Annotated in this window: 15 protein-coding genes; 6 read left to right on the plus strand and 9 right to left on the minus strand. The window is 75.5% G+C overall.

The window, feature by feature from the left end:
• The first annotated feature begins 198 nt into the window (after window positions 1–198).
• Window positions 199–2,367 carry a discoidin domain-containing protein gene (locus ABZ945_RS26060; protein ID WP_361274037.1) on the plus strand — a complete coding sequence of 723 codons (2,169 nt, stop codon included), beginning with the start codon at window positions 199–201 and terminating at the stop codon, window positions 2,365–2,367.
• Between the two features lie 114 nt (window positions 2,368–2,481).
• On the opposite strand, the gene ABZ945_RS26065 is transcribed toward ABZ945_RS26060, so the two are convergent.
• The 6 genes from ABZ945_RS26065 to ABZ945_RS26090 form a co-directional block, all read right to left on the minus strand.
• Entirely contained in the window at window positions 2,482–4,152 is a 1,671-nt protein-coding gene (locus ABZ945_RS26065; protein ID WP_361274039.1) for an NAD(P)/FAD-dependent oxidoreductase, read from the minus strand.
• Between the two features lie 61 nt (window positions 4,153–4,213).
• Complete coding sequence (locus ABZ945_RS26070) at window positions 4,214–5,092, minus strand: oxygenase MpaB family protein (RefSeq protein WP_361274042.1); 879 nt, start codon at window positions 5,090–5,092, stop codon at window positions 4,214–4,216.
• A gap of 119 nt (window positions 5,093–5,211) precedes the next feature.
• Window positions 5,212–5,628: a CBS domain-containing protein gene (locus tag ABZ945_RS26075; protein WP_361274045.1), complete on the minus strand. Its 417-nt coding sequence runs from the start codon at window positions 5,626–5,628 to the stop codon at window positions 5,212–5,214.
• A gap of 44 nt (window positions 5,629–5,672) precedes the next feature.
• Entirely contained in the window at window positions 5,673–5,921 is a 249-nt protein-coding gene (locus ABZ945_RS26080; protein WP_361274048.1) for a DUF6480 family protein, read from the minus strand.
• A 51-nt stretch (window positions 5,922–5,972) separates the two neighbouring features.
• A complete protein-coding gene (locus tag ABZ945_RS26085) occupies window positions 5,973–6,269 on the minus strand; it encodes a CDGSH iron-sulfur domain-containing protein (protein WP_361274051.1) in 297 nt (98 codons plus the stop codon).
• Window positions 6,253–6,906, minus strand: a complete 654-nt coding sequence (locus ABZ945_RS26090; RefSeq protein WP_361274054.1) for a HemK2/MTQ2 family protein methyltransferase — start codon at window positions 6,904–6,906, stop codon at window positions 6,253–6,255. The genes ABZ945_RS26085 and ABZ945_RS26090 overlap by 17 nt, the downstream gene beginning before the upstream one ends.
• 139 nt (window positions 6,907–7,045) lie before the next feature.
• Between ABZ945_RS26090 and ABZ945_RS26095 the strand changes: the two genes are divergently transcribed.
• Both ABZ945_RS26095 and ABZ945_RS26100 read left to right on the plus strand, forming a co-directional pair.
• Entirely contained in the window at window positions 7,046–8,713 is a 1,668-nt protein-coding gene (locus tag ABZ945_RS26095; protein WP_361274122.1) for an FAD-dependent oxidoreductase, read from the plus strand.
• Window positions 8,710–9,747, plus strand: a complete 1,038-nt coding sequence (locus ABZ945_RS26100; protein ID WP_361274057.1) for an iron-containing redox enzyme family protein — start codon at window positions 8,710–8,712, stop codon at window positions 9,745–9,747. The genes ABZ945_RS26095 and ABZ945_RS26100 overlap by 4 nt, the downstream gene beginning before the upstream one ends.
• Before the next feature lie 55 nt (window positions 9,748–9,802).
• Here the strand turns inward: ABZ945_RS26100 and ABZ945_RS26105 are convergent, their stop codons facing one another.
• Both ABZ945_RS26105 and ABZ945_RS26110 read right to left on the minus strand, forming a co-directional pair.
• Complete coding sequence (locus tag ABZ945_RS26105) at window positions 9,803–10,006, minus strand: hypothetical protein (protein ID WP_361274059.1); 204 nt, start codon at window positions 10,004–10,006, stop codon at window positions 9,803–9,805.
• Between the two features lie 58 nt (window positions 10,007–10,064).
• A complete protein-coding gene (locus tag ABZ945_RS26110; RefSeq protein WP_361274062.1) occupies window positions 10,065–12,341 on the minus strand; it encodes a SpoIIE family protein phosphatase in 2,277 nt (758 codons plus the stop codon).
• A 137-nt stretch (window positions 12,342–12,478) separates the two neighbouring features.
• On the opposite strand from ABZ945_RS26110, the gene ABZ945_RS26115 reads away from it, so the two are divergent.
• Together ABZ945_RS26115 and ABZ945_RS26120 are read left to right on the plus strand one after the other, a co-directional pair.
• On the plus strand, window positions 12,479–14,551 hold the full coding sequence (locus ABZ945_RS26115; protein ID WP_361274065.1) for a SpoIIE family protein phosphatase: 2,073 nt from the start codon (window positions 12,479–12,481) through the stop codon (window positions 14,549–14,551).
• An 80-nt stretch (window positions 14,552–14,631) separates the two neighbouring features.
• Window positions 14,632–15,672 (plus strand): PHP domain-containing protein, encoded by a 1,041-nt coding sequence (locus tag ABZ945_RS26120; RefSeq protein WP_361274068.1) that lies wholly within the window; start codon window positions 14,632–14,634, stop codon window positions 15,670–15,672.
• Window positions 15,673–16,002: 330 nt separating this feature from the next.
• On the opposite strand, the gene ABZ945_RS26125 is transcribed toward ABZ945_RS26120, so the two are convergent.
• Window positions 16,003–17,055, minus strand: coding sequence for a hypothetical protein (locus ABZ945_RS26125; protein ID WP_361274071.1), 1,053 nt, complete (start codon window positions 17,053–17,055; stop codon window positions 16,003–16,005).
• A gap of 271 nt (window positions 17,056–17,326) precedes the next feature.
• Here ABZ945_RS26125 and ABZ945_RS26130 point away from each other — a divergent pair, with 271 nt between their 5' ends.
• Window positions 17,327–18,157: a helix-turn-helix domain-containing protein gene (locus ABZ945_RS26130; protein WP_361274073.1), complete on the plus strand. Its 831-nt coding sequence runs from the start codon at window positions 17,327–17,329 to the stop codon at window positions 18,155–18,157.
• The last annotated feature ends 9 nt before the right edge of the window (window positions 18,158–18,166 follow it).

The raw sequence follows: 18,166 nt of genomic DNA on the forward strand, positions 1-18,166 counted from the left end.
GGTGCCGGATCGCTGGTCGTTGCATCGGTGCACGCCTCTTGACGCGGGGTGTCACCCGGCTGAAACATCCGATGGACCGGAGAGCGCTCTCCCACTCTCCGATCCCCTTGCTTCCTCCCCTCGCGGCGCGTCCGCGCCGCCGAGTCCGCCGCACCCGCCGATCCGCCGATCCGCCGATCCGCCAGTCAGGAGACCCCCATGTCCTTCGCACCGCGGAGCAGTGGTCCACCACGGGCCCGCGGCACTGCCGCGCTCCTCGTGGCCGCGCTGTTCGCCACCCTGCTCGCCCTCGTCCCGGCGCGCCCCGCGCACGCCGAGCCGGTCCTGCTCTCCCAGGGCAGGCCGGCCACCGCCTCCAGTCAGGAGCACACCTGGTCCACGGCCGGCGCGGCGGTCGACGGCGACCCGGGCACCCGCTGGTCCAGTACGGCGTCCGATCCCCAGTGGCTCCAGGTCGACCTGGGCGCGCAGGCCTCCGTGGAGCGGGTGGTGCTGCGCTGGGAGGCCGCGTACGCCAGGGCGTACCGGATCCAGCTGTCCGGCAACGGGACCGACTGGACCGATGCCTACACGACCACCACCTCCACCGGCGGCACCCAGACCGCGGCCGTCAGCGGCACCGCCCGCTTCGTGCGGATGCTGGGCACCGCCCGCGCCACCCAGTGGGGCTACTCGCTCTGGGAGTTCCAGGTGTACGGCACCACCACAAGCGGTCCGCAGCTGCCGGGCGGCGGCGACCTCGGCCCGAACGTCCTGGTCTTCGACCCCTCGACGCCGAACATCCAGGGCCGGCTGGACGAGGTGTTCCGGCGGCAGGAGTCGGCGCAGTTCGGCAGCGGCCGCTACCAGCTGCTGTTCAAGCCGGGTACGTACAGCGACATCAACGCGCAGATCGGGTTCTACACCTCGATCTCGGGCCTGGGCCTCTCCCCCGACGACACCACCTTCAACGGTGATGTGACGGTCGACGCGGGCTGGTTCAACGGCAACGCCACCCAGAACTTCTGGCGTTCGGCGGAGAACCTGGCGCTGAACCCGGTGAGCGGCACCAACCGGTGGGCGGTGTCGCAGGCGGCCCCGTTCCGCCGGATGCACGTGAAGGGCGGGCTCAACCTGGCCCCGGACGGCTACGGTTGGGCGAGCGGCGGCTACATCGCGGACAGCAGGATCGACGGCACCGTGGGCCCGTACTCCCAGCAGCAGTGGTACACCCGGGACAGCTCGGTGGGCGGCTGGACCAACGGCGTGTGGAACATGGTCTTCTCGGGGGTGCAGGGCGCGCCGGCGACGGGCTTCCCCAACCCGCCGTACACCACCCTGGACACCACCCCGGTCTCGCGGGAGAAGCCGTTCCTGTATCTGGACGGCACCGAGTACAAGGTGTTCGTGCCGGCCAAGCGGACGGGCGCGCGCGGCACTTCGTGGGGGAACGGGGCGCCGCAGGGCACCTCGCTGCCGCTGAGCCGCTTCTACGTGGTCAAGCCGGGCGCCACCGCGGCCACCGTCAACCAGGCGCTGGCGCAGGGGCTGCACCTGCTGTTCACCCCCGGCGTCTACCACGTGGACCGGCCCATCGAGGTGAACCGGGCGGACACCGTGGTGCTGGGGCTCGGCTACGCCACGATCATCCCGGACAACGGGGTGACCGCGCTGAAGGTCGCCGATGTGGACGGGGTGCGGCTGGCGGGTCTGCTGATCGACGCGGGCCCGGTCAACTCCCGTACGCTGGTGGAGATCGGCCCGGAGGGCGCGTCCGCGGACCATGCGGCCAATCCGACCACGGTGCAGGACGTGTTCATCCGGATCGGCGGCGCCGGCCCGGGCAAGGCGACCACCAGCATGGTGGTCAACAGCGATGACACGATCATCGACCACACCTGGGTGTGGCGCGCCGACCACGGCGAGGGCTGGGGCTGGGAGACCAACCGGGCCGACTACGGGGTGCGGGTCAACGGCGACGACGTGCTGGCGACCGGGCTGTTCGTGGAGCACTTCAACAAGTACGACGTGGAGTGGTACGGGGAGCGCGGCCGGACGATCTTCTTCCAGAACGAGAAGGCCTATGACGCGCCCGACCAGGCCGCCATCCAGAACGGCGCGACCAAGGGGTACGCCGCCTACCGGGTGGACGACTCGGTGGACACCCATGAGGGCTGGGGGCTGGGCAGTTACTGCTACTACAACGTCGATCCGACGATCCGGCAGGACCACGGTTTCAAGGCGCCGGTGAAGCCGGGGGTGCGGTTCCACAGCCTGTCGGTGGTCTCGCTGGGCGGCAACGGCCAGTTCGAGCATGTGATCAACGACCGGGGAGGCCCGACCTCGGGCACCTCCACCATCCCCTCGACGGTGACCCACTTCCCGTGAGTCCGGGAACGCTCCGACGGCCGGCTCCGCCCTCCTCACGGGAGGGGCGGGGCCGGTCGGGGTCATTCGGTCCTGGGGTGGGGGGACGCCGGGTGGTTCAGCGGTCGGGGTGGTTCAGCGGTCGGGGGTGGGGCGCAGGACGGCCATGGCGGCGTTGTGGCCGGGGATGCCGCTGACGCCGCCGCCGCGCAGGGCGCCGGCGCCGCAGAGCAGGATGCCGGGGTGTCCGGTGGCCACGCCCCACCGGGCGGCGGGGTCCTCCGTCCCGGCCGGGTCGGCGGTGTCCGGGGCGTGGGGGAAGGACAGGTCGCCGTGGAAGATGTGGCCGCCGGGCAGGCCGAGTTCGCGTTCCAGGTCGAGGGGGGTCTTGGCCTCGATGCAGGGGCGGCCGTCCGCGTCGCGGGCGAGGCAGTCGGTGAGGGGTTCGGCGAGGTGGGCGTCGAGTTCGGCGAGGACCGCGTCCAGCAGGGCGGCGCGGGTGGCGTCATGGTCGCCGGTGAACAGCCGGGCGGGGGTGTGCAGGCCGAAGAGGGTGAGGGTGTGGTGACCGCTCGCGGCGAGGTCGGGCGCGAGGATCCCCGGGTCGGTGAGGGAGTGGCAGTACAGCTCGGCGGGCGGGGCGGTGGGCGCCCGACCGGCGGCGGCCTCGCGGTAGGCGCGGGCCAGTTGGCCGTATCCCTCGGCGACATGGAAGGTGCCGCCGAAGGCGGTCGCCGGGTCGACGGCGGGGTCGCGCAGCTCGGGCAGCCGGGTCAGCAGCATGTTGACCTTCAGCTGGGAGCCCTCGGCGGGCGGCGGGGGCGGGTCGCCGAGCAGGGCGGCGAGGGTGTGCGGGGAGGTGCCGACCAGGATGTGGGAGGCGGCGACGGTGCCTTCGCCGTCGGAGGTGCGGTAGACGACCTCGCTCTCGCCCTGGCCGGGGTGGATCCGCACCGCCTCGTGGCCGGTGGCGATGCGGGCGCCGGCGGCGCGGGCGGAGTGCTCCAGGGCGGCGGTGAGGGCGCCCATGCCGCCGACCGGCACGTCCCAGTCGCCGGTGCCGCCGCCGATGACGTGGTAGAGGAAGCAGCGGTTCTGGACGAGGGAGGGGTCGTGGGCGTCGGCGAAGGTGCCGATGAGCCCGTCGGTGAGCACTACCCCGCGTACCAGGTCGTCGGCGAAGTGCGCTTCGAGGGTGACGCCGAGGGGTTCTTCGAACAGGGCCCGCCAGGCGGTGTCGTCGGCGATCCGGGCACGGAGCGCGGCGCGGGTGGGCAGCGGTTCGGTGAGGGTGGGGAAGACCTGGGCGGCGACCCGCGCGGTCATGCCGTGGAACCGCTGCCAGGCCTCGTACTCCCGGTCGGATCCGGTGAGCGCGGCGAGGGAGGCGCGGGTGCGGCCGGCACCGATGAGCAGGCCGGTGGGGGCGGCCCCGGGGTGCCGGACCGGGGTGTAGGAGGACACCGTCCGCTTGCGGGTGGCGAAGCGCAGGCCGAGGTCGCGGACGATGGTGGAGGGGAGGAGGGAGACCAGGTAGGAGTAGCGGGAGAGCCGGGCGTCCACCCCGGGGAAGGGGCGGGTGGAGACGGCGGCGCCCCCGGTGGCGGGCAGGCGCTCCAGGACGAGGACGGAGCGGCCGGCCCGGGCCAGGTAGGCGGCGGCGACCAGCCCGTTGTGCCCGCCGCCGATGACGACGGCGTCATAGCGGGGGGTGCCCGGGGCGGGCTGCCGGGCGGGGGCGGGATGGCTGTCCGGGTGGGCGGCGCGGGCCGGGACGGGGTCATGGGCGCGCGGTGCGGCGGTCATGGCCTCTGGTTAGCACGGGTGCTGCCGGTCGGGCCAGGACCAGGAGGCCGCCGAAGGGCGGTCAGGCGGCCCGCTCGTCGCCGGGTGGCATGGTGGTGGCGCCGGTGGAGAGGCGGAGTTTGTAGGGCGCGGGGCGGGTGTGGCGGCCGAGGCGGTCGATGGCGCGGTGGATGTGCTGGGGCGGCAGCTGCCAGCGGACGTCGGCGGGGATGCAGCGCAGCAGGTTGCCCGTGGCGCGCAGCTGCCGGTCGACCGTGTACGGGGCGGGGGCGGACCGCCCGTACAGGGCGTGCGCCCAGGTGGGCAGGGCGTGGTAGGCCAGCGCCGAGACGTTCCGCCACAGCAGGGCGCGGGCCGGGACCAGGACGGGCCGGACCGGGGGGCGGCGCAGAAAGGCGTCCACCGTGCGGGCGTCCTCGCCGGCGCTCAGCTCGGACCGGACACGGGTGAAGTAGGCGGCCAGCTCCGCTCGGGAGGCGGGCACGTCGGCGGGATCCAGGCCGACCTGGCGGGCACTCACCCGGTGCTCGTCCACATAGCGGTCGGCCTGGGCGTCGGTGAGGGCCACGCCGGAGCGGCGGACCACGTCCAGGTAGGAGTCGGTCTCGGCGCAGTGCACCCACAGCAGCAGCTCGGGGTCGTCCACGCCGAGCAGCCGGTGGATGCGGCGGACCCGGGCGCCGGCGCGTTCGGCGGCCTCGGTGGAGTCGTAGGTGAGGGTGGCGACGAAGTCGGCGGTGCGCATCAGCCGTCCCCAGGCGTCGTCCATGAAGGTGCTGTTGATCAGCACTCCGCGGACCGCGCGGGGGTGCAGCGCCTGGAGGTACAGCGCCCGGACCCCGGCGACCCACATCATCGGGTCGCTGTGCAGGTGCCAGGTGACGGTGGAGGGGCCGTAGAGGCCGGGATCCGGCTGGGGGTTACCCGTGGTTGCACCCATGACATGACGGTACCGCCGTTCGGGTGGCGGGGGCAGCCCCCGCGCGGCGGACCCGCCGGCCGGTCAGTCGGCCGGTCAGTCGGCCGGTCAGTCGGCCGGTCAGTCGGCCGGTCAGTCGGTCAGTCGGTGGAGAGGGCCTCCAGGAGGTCGCCGACCTCCGGTTCGGGCAGGGCACGGGCCACGTCGGCCTGGGAGACCATGCCGACCAGGCGGTGGTCCTCGATCACCGGCAGTCGGCGCACCTGGTGCTCGGTCATCCGGCGCAGCACGAACCGGGCGTCGTCGTCGACGTCCACGTAGACCACCTCGCCCTGGGCGAGGTCGCCGGCGGTGGTGGTCGCCGGGTCGCGGTCCGCGCCGAGCGCCTTCACCACGATGTCGCGGTCGGTCAGCATGCCCTTGAGGCGGTCGTCGGCGCCGCAGATGGGCAGGGCGCCGACGCCGAGCTGCCGCATCCTGCGGGCCGCCTCCAGGACGGTGTCCCCCTCGGCGACGCAGTCGGCGCCCTCGGTCATCAGCTGGCGTGCGTTGGGCATGGCGCTGTTCCTCTCGTCGAACGGGGGTTGGTGGGGGCCGGGTTTCAGCGGGCGATGATCAGTGCCATGGCGGCGAACAGCCCGGCGACCAGGAGGGCGAGCAGCAGGATCAGGGCCAGGGGCGCCTTGGCCCAGCCGCTGGTGGGGTGGTGTGTCTCCCGGGGCCCGGCCCCGGGCATGCTGGACTCGGCCGGCGGGGTCTCGCCCGGTGGGACGCCGCCGCCCGGCTCCAGGCCGGGGGTGTCGCCGGGGTCGGGATCGGGGCGGCCGGCGGCTGAACTGGGGTGGGTCATGGCGTACGGGTACGCACCGCGGCGCCTTTCATGCCCGTCCGGCCGTCCCCGTCATGCCGTACGGTCGCCGGGCGCCGTGCCGGGGCGGGTGCGGCGGCGGTGGCTGGTGTCACACCAGGGGTAGCGGCGGCTGCGGCGGCAGGTGCAGACGGCCACCATGAAGCGGTCGGAGGAGGCGGTGGAGCCGTCCGGCAGCTCGATCTCCACCGGGCCCTCCAGCAGCAGCGGGCCCTCGGGGTCGACCACGACCCGGACGGCGCCACGCCGGTGCCCGGAACCGCCGGGGCTGTCGGGGCTGTCGGGGCTGTCGGGGCTGTCGGGGACTGCGGACTCAGGGGCGCTGGGCACGGATGACCACCAGTTCCTCCTTGCGGATGCCGGGTTCGATCAGGCCGCGTTCCTCCAGCCAGGCGGCGTGGCGGGCCATGACGGGGCCGAACGGGACGAAGGTGCGCAGCTCCACGCGGCTCTCCAGACCGGTGTCCGCCAGCCGCCGTACCGTCTGCTCCACCCCGCAGAGCGCGGACTGCACCAGCAGCAGCACCCCGGAGTCGCGCAGCAGCGCCGGGGCGTCGGCGCAGAGCCGGTCGAGCACGGTCCGCCCGTCGGGGCCGGCGTGCCAGGTGCGGGAGGCGGCGCCGGCCCGACCGGGCGCCAGGACGTAGGGCGGGTTGGCGAGGATGAGGTCGAAGCGCCGGCCGGCGACCGGTGCGACCAGGTCGCCCCGGCGGACGGCGACCCGCAGGCCGCGGCGGCGGGCGTTGTAGCGGGCGGCGAGTACGGCGCGCCAGGAGATGTCCACGGCGGTGACCCGGGCGGTGCCGGACTCGGCGGCCAGCAGGGCCAGCGCGCCGGTGCCGGTGCCCACGTCGAGGACGTCCGCGCCCAGCCGGTCGAGGACGCGCAGTTCCGCGCGGGCGGCCCGGGCCAGCAGTTCGGTGTCCTCCTGGGGCGCGTAGACACCGCGCGGTCTGAGTAGACGCATGCGCACTGGGTACCTCGGACCTCTCCGGCGAAACGCCGGTGATCCGGTGTGGGAGGAGTACGCGATGGGCCTGGAGTCCGCTTCCGGTTCCGGTTCCGGTTCGCCGGGGGATCCGCCGGGGGATCTCGGTTCGCTGTGGATGGAGTACGCCCCGGGGCCCGACCGCCCGCCGCCGGCCGGGCCGGTGGAGGCGGACGTGGCCGTGGTCGGCGGCGGCGTGGCGGGGCTGTGCACCGCCTGGGAGCTGGCCCGGGCCGGGCGGTCGGTGGTGCTGCTGGAGGCGGACCGCATCGCGGCGGGGGTGACCGGCTTCACCTCGGCGAAGGTCTCCGCGCTGCACGGCGCGGTGTACTCGCGGATCCGGGAGGTGCACGGGGCCCGGGGCGCGCGGCTGTACGGGCGCTCGCAGCAGCTGGCGGTGGAGCGGGTGGCCGCGGTGAGCGAGGAGCTGGGCATCGACTGCGATCTGGAGCGTGTCCCGGCGTACACCTGGACCGAGGACCCGGAGCGGCTGGAGGACTTCCGCGACGAGGCGGACGCGGCCCGGGCCGCGGGGCTGGCCGCCTCCTTCACCACCGAGACCCCGCTGCCGTTCCCGGTGGTGGCGGCGGTCCGGGTGGAGGACCAGGCGCAGTTCCATCCGCGCAAGTACCTGCTGGGGCTGGCCGCGGACCTGGAGGTGCTGGGCGGGAGGATCTTCGAGCGGACCCGGGTGACCGGGCTGAAGGAGGGCTCCCCCTGCGTGGTGGAGACCGCCGAGGGGCACCGGGTGCGGGCCCGGGACGTGGTGGTGGCCACCCACTACCCGGTGTTCGACCGGGCGCTGCTGTTCAGCCGGCTGGAGGTGCACCGTGAGCTGGTGGTCGCCGGGCCGGTGCCCGCGGCGGTGGACCCGGGCGGCGCGTTCCTTACCCCGGAGGGCGGGACCCGGTCGGTGCGGACGGCGCCGCTGGACCCCGGGCGGCGGCTGCTGATCGTCACCGGTGAGAAGTTCACCCCGGGCGCGGTCGGCGCGGGCGAGGTCGCCGAGCGGTTCGAGCGGCTCGCGGACTGGGCGCGGGAGCGGTTCGGCGAAGTGCCGATCACCCACCGCTGGGCGACGCAGGACAACTGGACGACCGACTCGGTGCCCTACGTGGGGCGGCTGCACGCCGCCTCCCGGCACGCGTATGTGGCGACCGGGTTCGCCGGTTGGGGCATGAGCGGCGGGGTGATGGCGGGGGCGCTGCTGGCCGACCGGATCCGGGGCCGGGAGCCGGCCTGGTCGAGCCTGTACGACCCGGTGCGGCTGCATCCGGTGAAGGAGGCGCCGGCGATGCTGCGGTTGCAGGCGAAGGTGGCGAAGCACTTCGTCGGGGACCGGCTCGCCTCGGGGCACGCGGACGCGGTCGACCGGATCCCGCCGGGCGGCGGTGCGGTGGTACGGGTCGGGGGGCGGCGGCTGGCGGTGCACCGGGACGAGGCGGGCGCCCTGCACGCGGTGTCGGCCCGCTGCACGCATCTGGGGTGCCTGGTCCGGTTCAACGACGAGGAGCGGGCCTGGGAGTGCCCGTGCCACGGCTCGCGGTTCGGCGTGGACGGCTGCGTGCTCCAGGGCCCGGCGGTGCGGCCGCTGGAGCGGGCGGAGACCCGGGACGAGAGCCCGGCGGGGCCGGAGGTCCCGGTCGGGAACGGTGGTGCCGGTTCCGGTTCGGATTCCGGTTCTCTGTCTGGTCAAGGCGGTACGGGCGGAGACGGTGGTTCCGGTTCGGATTCCGGTTCCGGGCCCGGTGCCGGCGGGGGCGGTACCGGCGGGGGTGCGCGGTGAGGGCCGGGGCGCCGCTGCCCGGGGCGCGCGGGCCGCTGTCGGCGGCCGTGCTCGACGTACTGCGCGGGGAGGCGGCGCCGGAGGTGGAGGTGGCCGGGGCCGACCCGCTGGGCGAGGATCTGCAACTGGCGCTCTATCTCGCCTACGAGCCGCACTACCGGGCGCTGGAGGGGGTGGCCGACGAGCGGGAGTGGGACCCGGCGCTGCTCGGGCTGCGGCGCCCGATGGAGCGGGCCTTCCTGGCGGCGCTGCGGGCGGCGGTGCCGGACCCGGAGGGACCGGGGGACGGTGGTACCGGGGCCGGTGGCGGCGGGGTGGCGGAGGCGCTGGAGCCGCTGCTGGTGGAGCCGGTGGACGGCGAGGGCGTCTCGCACCGGTTGATGGCGGACGGGGACTGGGGGCGGATGCGCGAGTATCTGGCGCACCGCTCGCTGTACCAGCTGAAGGAGTCCGATCCGCAGGCGTGGCTGATCCCCCGGCTGGAGGGGCAGGCGAAGGCGTCGCTGGTGGCGGTGGCGTTCGACGAGTTCGGCGGCGGGCGGGGCGAGCGGGTGCACGCCCGGCTGTTCGCCGAGCTGATGGAGGGCGCCGGGCTGGACTCCTCCTACGGGCGGTATCTGGAGCTCGCCCCGGCGGCCACCCTGGCTACGGTGAACGTGATGTCGCTGTTCGGGCTGCACCGCGCCCTGCGGGGCGCGGCGGCGGGGAACTTCGCGGTGCTGGAGATCACCTCGCCGCCGGGTGCCCGGAGGATGGCGAAGGCCCTGGAGCGACTGGGCGCCGAGGAGCGGTGCCTGCGCTTCTTCACCGAGCACATCGAGGCGGACGCGGTGCACGAGCAGGTGATGCGCCGCGATGTGCTGGGCGATCTGCTGGCGCGTGAGCCGGAGTTGGCCGCGGATGTGGCGTTCGGGATCCGGGCCACGGTGTGGCTGGACGACCGCTGGGCGGCCGGGGTGCTGGCGGCCTGGGACGAGAATCGCTCCTCGCTGCGCGCGCCGCTGAACGGCCCCTCCCGGCGCGGTCGTTCCTGACCCGGTAGCGCCCCGCCCCAGCGGGGACGGGGCGCATGGCGCCGGGGGCCGGTCGTCAGGGAAGCAGTTCGTCGAGGGCCGCCGGGCCCTTCTCCGCGAGTTTGCGCTCGGCCCAGGCCAGGTTCCTGGGGTTGATGTCGCGGCCGGATGCCAGGACCAGGTCCTCCGCGCTGACCTGGCCGCTCTCTGCTCCGCTGTGCAGCAGCCGGTCGGGCGTGCAGCGCTCCCCCGCGGAGTTCTTGTCGGGCTCAGCGTTCATGCCGCCTCCTTGCTCGTGTGGGAGTCATTGTCGTCTGCGGGTACCCGGATCGCATCCGCTACACCGGCCGTCCCGGCTCGACGCCCGGTCGCTCGGATGAGCCGGTCACCCGGATCAGCAGCAGTGCCATGTCGTCGTGGCGGGGCGCGGCGGCGCGGGCGTGGCCGACCAGGGTGTCGGCGAGGGCGTCCAGGTCGCCGGGGTCGCCGCGGGAGAGCTCCTCGGCGAGGTCGGCGGTGGCCTCGTCCAGGCCCAGACCGCGCTGCTCGACCAGGCCGTCGGTGTAGAGGGCGAGCAGCGTGCCGGGGGGCAGGGTGAGCCCGCCGGCGGCGTAGCGGGCGGCCGGGTCGATGCCGAGGAGCAGGCCGGGTGGCAGGTCCAGGGGTTCGGTCCGGCCGTCGGGGTGGCGCACCAGGGGCGGTGGGTGCCCGGCGGTGGCGAGCAGTGCCCGGTGGTGGGCCAGGTCGATATGGGCGTACAGGCAGCTGGTGAAGAGCCCGGGGTCGAGGTCGGTGAGCAGCCGGTTGGTGCGGGCGAGGACCTCGCCGGGCGGTGCGCCGGCGGAGGCGTGGACGGCGGTGCGGACCTGGCCCATCAGGGCGGCGGCCTCCACGTTGTGGCCCTGGACGTCGCCGATGGTGGCGGCGGCGGTGGTGCCGGTGAGCCGGATGACGTCGTAGAAGTCGCCGCCGATGCCGACGCCCCGGCCGGCGGGCAGGTAGCGGGCGGCGATCTCCAGTCCGGGGACGCGGGGCAGGCTGTGCGGGAGCAGTCCGGCCTGGAGGCGGTGGGCGAGTTCCTGCTTGCTGTCGTAGAGCCGGGCCCGGTCCAGGGCCTGGGCGGTCAGTCCGGCGAGCGCGGTGAGGATGGCGCGCTCGCCGGGGTGGAACGGCCGGGAGCGGTCGTAGGTGAGGACCAGGGAGCCGACCGGGCGGCCGGAGGCGATCAGCGGCAGATAGGCCCAGGCCTCGCCCTGGCCCTTCAGCACGGCGGCGCGGGGGTGGGCGAGGGCCAGTTCGGCGCGGGTGGTGAAGAACAGCGGGGTGCCGGTGAGCAGGACCTTGGCGGCGGGGATGTCGGAGGTGAGCGGCGCGGACTCGTCGCGGACGTCGGCGCGGTAGGGGGCGCCGCGGTAGGCGATGACCCGCAGCCGGTCCTCCTCGGCGGTGAGCAGGGCGAGGGCCTGGGCGCCGAGGGCGGGGACGAGCTGGTCGGCGGCCTGGTCGACGACGTCCTGGACGCCGGCCGCCTCGGTGAGGGTGGCCGCCAGGTGCATCAGCTGGTAGAGCGCGGTGGCCCGGCTGGGCAGCGGGGAGTGCGCCGAGTGCTCGGGGTCCTCGCTCGGTACGGCGGCGTCCTCGGCGGGGGCGGGGGTGATGCGGACGCTGATACCGGTGGGGCCGGGGTGCAGTTCGAAGCAGAGCCGTACCCCCGGGGGCCGGACGGCGGTCAGCGAGGTGGTCTGGTGGCTGATGGCGGCGGCCCGGTAGCGGTCCTCCACGGCCGGGTCGTCCATCCAGGGCAGGGCCTCCCAGGGCAGGCTGCCGAGCAGGTCCTCCACCTCGGTGCCGAGCAGGTCGGCGGCCTCCTCGGTGGCGTAGGTGATGACGCCGCTGAGGTCGAGGGCGACGCTGCCGCCGGGCAGCCGCTCGATGAACTCGACGGCGGCGGTGGCCGCGATCGGTCCGGGGGTGCGGCGGTGGGGCCGTACGAGCCGGGGCTGCGGTCCGGGCCGCAGCGGCCGGCCGTTCCCGGCGGCCCGCCGGCACATCCCGGCCAGCCGGGCACAGCCGGCGGCGATGCCGTCGCGCTGGGCGGTGGTCAGCCGGGGCGGGTGGTCGCCGGGCCAGAGCAGCACCAGGCCGCCCCAGTCGGTCCCGGGGTCGTTCACCGGGGTGGCGGCGAGGGCGAAGCGGTACGGCAGGATCAGTCCGGGCCGGGGGTAGCGGCGGGCCATCTCCTCCTGGTCCCCGACCCACACCAGCCGGCGCTGGGCGACGGCGTCGGCCAGCGGTACCGGGTCGTCCGGTGCGACGCGGTACCAGGGCACGGCGAACTCGCGGGAGACCCCGCCGAGGACGGCGAGGTGCAGCACCCTCGCGCGTGCCGGGGGCCGGGGCGGCAGGGTGGCGGCGCCGGGGGCGGCGGGTGCGCCGCCGGGGAGCCCGCTCGCCTGCTCGTGCGAGGGGGCGGCCGTGGCCGGGGGGTCCACGCTCTCGTCGTCCGGCGCGGGGAGGTAGAGCATGCCGACCGAGGCGCCGGTACGGCGCATCAGCTCGTCCAGGGCGGCGCCGAGCGGCCGCAGGCCGGAGCCCGCCTCCCACGGATGGTCCACGCTTCAAGCTTGCCCCGGCGGGTGGGGCGGCGCAGGTCGGCGGGGTGCGCGGACAGGCCGCCCCGGGCCGCCGTCGGGCAGGGGCGCCTCCGGGTTCGGCGCGACTGCGGAGGCGGGCATGTCCGACAATGAGGGTGATGACCGACAGACAGGGGCACAGCGGCGAGTTCGGGCCCGAGGAACGGCTCGCCATGAACCGTACCGGCAGCTTCGACTGGGACCTCGACACCGTCACCATCGACGTGGACGAGGCCGGGCTGCTGGTCTTCGGGGTGCGGCCGGAGGCCTTCGACGGGCGTCCCGGGTCCCTGGTGCAGCGGCTGGAGCCCGGTGAGCGGGCCCGGCTGGAGGCGGTGATCAAGGACGCGCTGCGCAGCGGGCGCTCCTCGTACGAGGCGCGGTTCCCGATCCCGCAGGAGGACGGCGATGCGCAGTGGACCCATGTGCAGGCCCGGATCCTGCGGGACGGGTCGGGGCACGCGCACCGGATCGTCGGGGTGGTGCGGGACGCGACACCGGAGCTGGCCCACTCCGCGTTCCTGCTGGAGCTGCGCAAGCAGCGGGAGCGGCAGACCGACATGGTGGAGCGGACCACCCGGGCGCTGTCGCGGGCGGTGACGGTGGAGGACGTGACCTCCGCGCTGACCGGCCCGGGCGGGCTGACCCGGCTGGGCGCGGACGGGTTCGCGCTCGGCCTGGTGGAGAACGGCACCCTGCGGGTGATCGCGCTGAGCGGGGAGTCCCTGGAGGTGCTGGACCATATGCGCGACCAGCGGCTGGAGCCGGGCCGGCCGCTGGCGGAGACGGTGCTCAGCGGCCGCCCGCTGTTCACCTCCTCCTTCACGGAGCTGATCCGGAGCTATCCGGTCCTCGCCCCGTACGCGGACCGGCTGCATTTCCGGGCGGCGGCCTATCTGCCGCTGGTGGCGCAGGCCCGCAACCTGGGCGGGATGGCGCTGTACTACCGGCGGCGGACGGCGTTCAGCGCGGACGAGCGGAACCTGACGCTGGGCCTGGCGGCGATCGTCGCCCAGTCGCTCCAGCGGGCCATCCTCTTCGACGAGGAGCGGGATCTGGCGACCGGGTTGCAGGCGGCGATGCTGCCCCGCCGGATCCCGGAGGTGGAGGGCGGGGAGGTCGCGGTGCGCTACCACTCGGCCTGGCGCGGCCGGGAGGTGGGCGGCGACTGGTACGACGTGATCCCGCTGCCCCGGGGCCGGGTGGGCGTGGTCGTGGGGGACGTGCAGGGGCACGACACCCACGCCGCGGCGATCATGGGGCAGCTGCGGATCGCGCTGCGGGCGTACGCGGGCGAGGGCCACGCCCCGTCCACGGTGCTCGCACGGGCCTCGCGGTTCCTGGCGGAGCTGGACACCGAGCGGTTCGCCACCTGCACCTACGCCCAGGCCGATCTGGCGACCGGCACGGTCTCGGTGGTGCGGGCGGGGCATCTGGCGCCGCTGATCCGGCACACCGACGGCCGGGTGGGCGTGCCGAAGGTGGCGGGCGGGCTGCCGCTGGGGGTGGCCTCGGTCTTCGGGGACGAGGAGTATCCGGAGACCCGGTTGGACCTGGTGCCGGGCGAGACGCTGGTGATGTGCACCGACGGGCTGGTGGAGCAGCCGGGCCGGGACATCGGGGAGGGGCTGGCGGCGCTGGAGGCGGCGGTGAGCAGCGGCCCGCCGGGCGCGGAGGCGCTGGCCGACCACCTCTCGGAGCGGTTCTGGGAGCGGTGGGGCGCGGAGGACGACGTGGCGCTGCTGGTGCTGCGGCGCAGCCCCGATCCGGGCACGCCCCGGGCACCGCGGGTGCACCAGTACATCCACCAGGCCGATCCGCAAGGCCTGTCGGAGGCGCGGGCGGTGGTCCGCCGGGCGCTGCGGGACTGGGGGCTGCGGCTCTACGAGGACGACGCCGAGCTGCTCACCGGTGAGCTGCTGGGCAACGTCCTGCTGCACACCGAGGGCGGCGCGGTGCTGACCCTGGAGGTGCTGCCGGAGCCGGAGCGCCGGGTGCGGCTGTCGGTGCAGGACCGTTCCAGCGCCTTCCCCCGCCGCCGTACGCCCGGGGAGGCGGCCACCTCGGGCCGGGGGCTGCTGCTCCTGGACGCGCTGGCGCTGCGCTGGGGAGTGGAACCGCGGGGCGAGGGCAAGGCGGTGTGGTGCGAGATCGGCCCGCCGCCGGCCGGCCAGGCGGTACGGGACGGATAGCCGCGCGGCGGGAGGCGTGGGACTGAGGGGCGCGGGGCCGGGAAGCGTGGGACCAAGTACCGAGAGACCGGAGGCAGCGCGTGGAACCCGTCGAGGCGCTGGAGAGTATCGCGTTCCTGCTGGAGCGGGCGCAGGCCCCGACCTACCGGGTGCGGGCCTTCCGGGGCGCCGCGGCGGCGCTGCGTGAGCTGGGCGGCGCCGAGGCGGCCCGCCGGGCCTCGGACGGGACGCTGGAGGGGGTCCGGGGCATCGGGCCGAAGACGGCGCAGGTGGTGCGGGAGGCGCTGGCCGGCCAGGTGCCCGGATATCTGCGGCGGCTGGAGGAGGACGGGGAGGCCGAGGAGTGGCGCCGGCGCGCCGCGGGGCCGGGCGCGCAGCTGCGGGCCGCGCTGCGCGGTGACTGCCACACCCACTCGGACTGGTCCGACGGCGGCAGCCCGATCGAGGAGATGGGCCGCACCGCCGCCGCGCTGGGCCATGAGTGGATGGTGCTCAGCGACCACTCGCCGCGGCTGACCGTGGCGAACGGGCTGTCGGCGGCGCGGCTGCGCGAGCAGCTGGAGGTGGTGGCGGAGCTGAACGGGCGCTGGGCGCCGTTCCGGATGCTGACCGGCATCGAGGTGGACATCCTGCCCGACGGTTCGCTGGACCAGGAGCCGGAGCTGCTGGAGCGGGTGGACGTGGTGGTGGCCTCGGTCCACTCCAAGCTGCGGATGGACGGGCCGGCGATGACCCGGCGGATGGTGCGGGCGGTGCGCGATCCGGCGGTGGACGTGCTGGGCCACTGCACCGGGCGGATGGTGACCGGGCGGGGCCGGCCGGAGTCGGAGTTCGACGCGGACGCGGTGTTCGCGGCGTGCGCGGAGTCGGGGACGGCGGTGGAGGTCAACAGCCGCCCCGAGCGGCTCGATCCGCCGCGGCGGCTGCTGCGCCGGGCGGTGGCGGCGGGGGTGCTCTTCGCGGTGGACACCGACGCGCACGCGCCGGGCCAGCTGGACTGGCAGATCCTGGGCTGCGCCCGGGCCGAGGAGTGCGGGGTACCGGCCGAGCGGGTGGTCACCGGCTGGTCGGCCGATCAGCTGCTGGAGTGGACCCGTACCCGGCGGCCGCCGGGCGGCTGAGCGGTACGGAGGGAGACTGCCCCATCGCGGGGGACGTACCGGTCGTCCGGTGGGGTGGTCCGCAAGGCCCTGGCTCGACCTTCCGGTATCCACGCGATGCCCGGCAGGGCACACTGCCCGTGCCCTGCGTTGCCCGGTTCTGGCATGAGGCGTGGAAAACGTCCCCCGCGATGGCGGTTGCGCGGCCCGCTGCGCCCGGCGGGCGGAGTGCCGATCAACTCGTCCAGCATGCAGCAATCGACGGGTGTTTTCTTCTGACGCTTCTTCAGGGAAAATGTTCGGCCATCCGGCGGGCCGAAAGCACCGCCCGGGTGGCCGGAGCGCCGCTGTTCAGGTGGTTTCCGGCCGCTCGGCGGCCGGAACCTCGTCCTGCGCGCCCCCGTCCGCCCCGTCCGGCCGCCGTTCCGCGGACAGCGCCCACTGGTAGGCCAGGGCGGCCAGGGTGGGCACGCCCCAGCGGGCCCGCAGCACGCCGAGCTCCTTGGTGAGGGTGCGCAGTCCGATGCCGAGCCGGCGGGCGGTGATGCGCTGGTCCACCCCGGCGGCGGTGTCGGAGAGGATCTCCCGCTGCCGGCGGGTCAGGCCCGCGCGCTCGGGCGGACGCCCCCCGTCGCCGTCCCAGACGTCCGCGCGCCGCCAGGCGTCCTCGAAGCCCTCGGCGATGAAGGCGACCAGCGCCCGGTCGGCGACCTGCCAGGCCGTGCACGCGGGGCTGGCGCCGACCAGGTCGGGGATGAACGCCTGCCGCCGGTCCACCACCAGGCAGCCCTGGAACGGGGCGGCCAGGGTGCGGACCCGGCCGCCCCGGGCGGTGAGCGCGGCCGCGTGGCCGCGGGTGGCGGGCGCCTCGCGGTCGCCGTCCCGGTACAGCGCCCGTACCACCAGGCCCCGTTCGGCGGCGCGGGTGCCCGGCCCGTGCACCGCCCAGGGGTCGCCGGGCCCGGCGGGGGCGGCGGTCAGCAGCTCGGTCTCGGCCCCGGCCGCCACCTCGGCCACCCGGGCGGCGACCTGCCCGGGCTCGGCGAGGAACTCGCTGCCCGAGCCGGAGCGCCAGGCGGTGCGGGCGAAGTGCGGGGCGAGCGCCTCGGCGACCTCGGAGAGCGCGGCCAGCCCGGCCGCGCGGGCAGACAGCTCGCGCAGCCCCTCGTCCAGACGGCGCCGGACCGCGGTCGCGGGGTCGTGGGCCACCGGGGCGCCGGGCAGCCGCGGGCCGGCGGTGACCAGATGCCAGGAGCCCAGCTCCGCGAGGGCCGGCTCGTCCCCGGGGCTCGCGGGCTCCCCGCGCGTCACCCTGGCGTACAGCTCCCGCGCCGCCGGCGACAGCCCGGCCGGCGGTCCCTCGCCGGTGCCACCGCCGGTGGGGCGGGCGGACTCGTCGGACACCGCTGAACCCACTGGCCTCGCCCCCGTTGACGCCCCGGCGGGCGCCGCCCCGCCGTGTACGTGTCCGCGCCGTGCGCGCCGTGCGCGCCGCTGCGTGTCTGCGCCGTGCGTACACGCGCACCCCCGGGGTGCTTGATCGCCCGCGGCGCTGCCGTCAGCGTACCGTTGCGTGCGTTCGGTTTTCCGCCCCCCGGTGCCCCGGGGCGAGGCGGCTTTGGGGCGGCGCGGACGAACCGGCGGCGGTGGCCGCCTTCCCTGGGAAAGACATCGCATGGACAAGACCGCACTCCGTTCCCTGCTCAGCGTCCGGCGGGCGGCGATCGCCCCGGAGAGCCACGGCCTGACGCGGCCGACCCGGCAGGGCAGACGGGCGCGCGGCCTGTCGCAGGCCCAGGTGGACCAGATCCTGCACCGCGCCCCGGACACCTACGGGCGGCTGGAGTCGGGCCGCTACCCCAACCCGCCGCTCGGGCTGCTCCAGGACGTGGCGCGGCTGTTCCGGATGGACGAGCAGGAGTGGATGGCGCTGTGGCGGTACGCGCTGGGGCAGGACCCGCCGCATCCGCTGGACGCGCGGTCCGGCACCGAGCTCCCCGGGGTGTGGCGGACCCTGCTGGAGGGCTTCGCGCATCCGGCGTACATCACCGACCGGTCCTGGAACGTGCTGGCCGGCAACGCGCCCCTGGCGGCGATGTTCCCGAACCGCCGGGTGCCGGCCAACACCATGCGCTGGATGGCGCTGGACCCGGGGGCGCGCCGGATGCTGACCGACTGGGCGGAGGCCTGGGCGCCGGTGCTGCTGCCGCAGCTGCGGGTGGCGCTGGCCGCCGTACCGGACGACCCGGTGCTGCGCCGGATCGAACGGGAGGTGCTGGACGATCCGGTGGCCGGCCCGGTGTACGCGTCCTCGGGCGCCTCGGTCCATCTGGACGGCGCGGTACGGCCGCTGCACCACGCGGAACTGGGTCCGGGCTGGGTGACGATGTGCGCGGCCCAGCCGCTCGCCTCGCCCGGCTCGCGGCTGGTGCTGATGCACTTCGAGCCGGGCGCGCGGCGCGGCCCGGCACGGCTCCCGGCGCTGCGCTCGGCCTCGGGGGCCTGACCACCGGCG

Origin of the sequence: Streptomyces sp. NPDC046887 (assembly GCF_040644755.1) — a bacterium.
Lineage (GTDB): Bacteria > Actinomycetota > Actinomycetes > Streptomycetales > Streptomycetaceae > Streptomyces > Streptomyces lichenis.

Excerpts from the sequence above, each read along its gene's own strand:
- ABZ945_RS26060 (WP_361274037.1), top strand. The coding sequence starts at position 199 with ATGTCCTTCGCACCGCGGAGCAGTGGTCCACCACGGGCCCGCGGCACT.
- ABZ945_RS26065 (WP_361274039.1), bottom strand. The coding sequence starts at position 4,152 with ATGACCGCCGCACCGCGCGCCCATGACCCCGTCCCGGCCCGCGCCGCC.
- ABZ945_RS26070 (WP_361274042.1), bottom strand. The coding sequence starts at position 5,092 with ATGGGTGCAACCACGGGTAACCCCCAGCCGGATCCCGGCCTCTACGGC.
- ABZ945_RS26075 (WP_361274045.1), bottom strand. The coding sequence starts at position 5,628 with ATGCCCAACGCACGCCAGCTGATGACCGAGGGCGCCGACTGCGTCGCC.
- ABZ945_RS26080 (WP_361274048.1), bottom strand. The coding sequence starts at position 5,921 with ATGACCCACCCCAGTTCAGCCGCCGGCCGCCCCGATCCCGACCCCGGC.
- ABZ945_RS26090 (WP_361274054.1), bottom strand. The coding sequence starts at position 6,906 with ATGCGTCTACTCAGACCGCGCGGTGTCTACGCGCCCCAGGAGGACACC.
- ABZ945_RS26095 (WP_361274122.1), top strand. The coding sequence starts at position 7,046 with ATGGAGTACGCCCCGGGGCCCGACCGCCCGCCGCCGGCCGGGCCGGTG.
- ABZ945_RS26105 (WP_361274059.1), bottom strand. The coding sequence starts at position 10,006 with ATGAACGCTGAGCCCGACAAGAACTCCGCGGGGGAGCGCTGCACGCCC.
- ABZ945_RS26115 (WP_361274065.1), top strand. The coding sequence starts at position 12,479 with ATGACCGACAGACAGGGGCACAGCGGCGAGTTCGGGCCCGAGGAACGG.
- ABZ945_RS26130 (WP_361274073.1), top strand. The coding sequence starts at position 17,327 with ATGGACAAGACCGCACTCCGTTCCCTGCTCAGCGTCCGGCGGGCGGCG.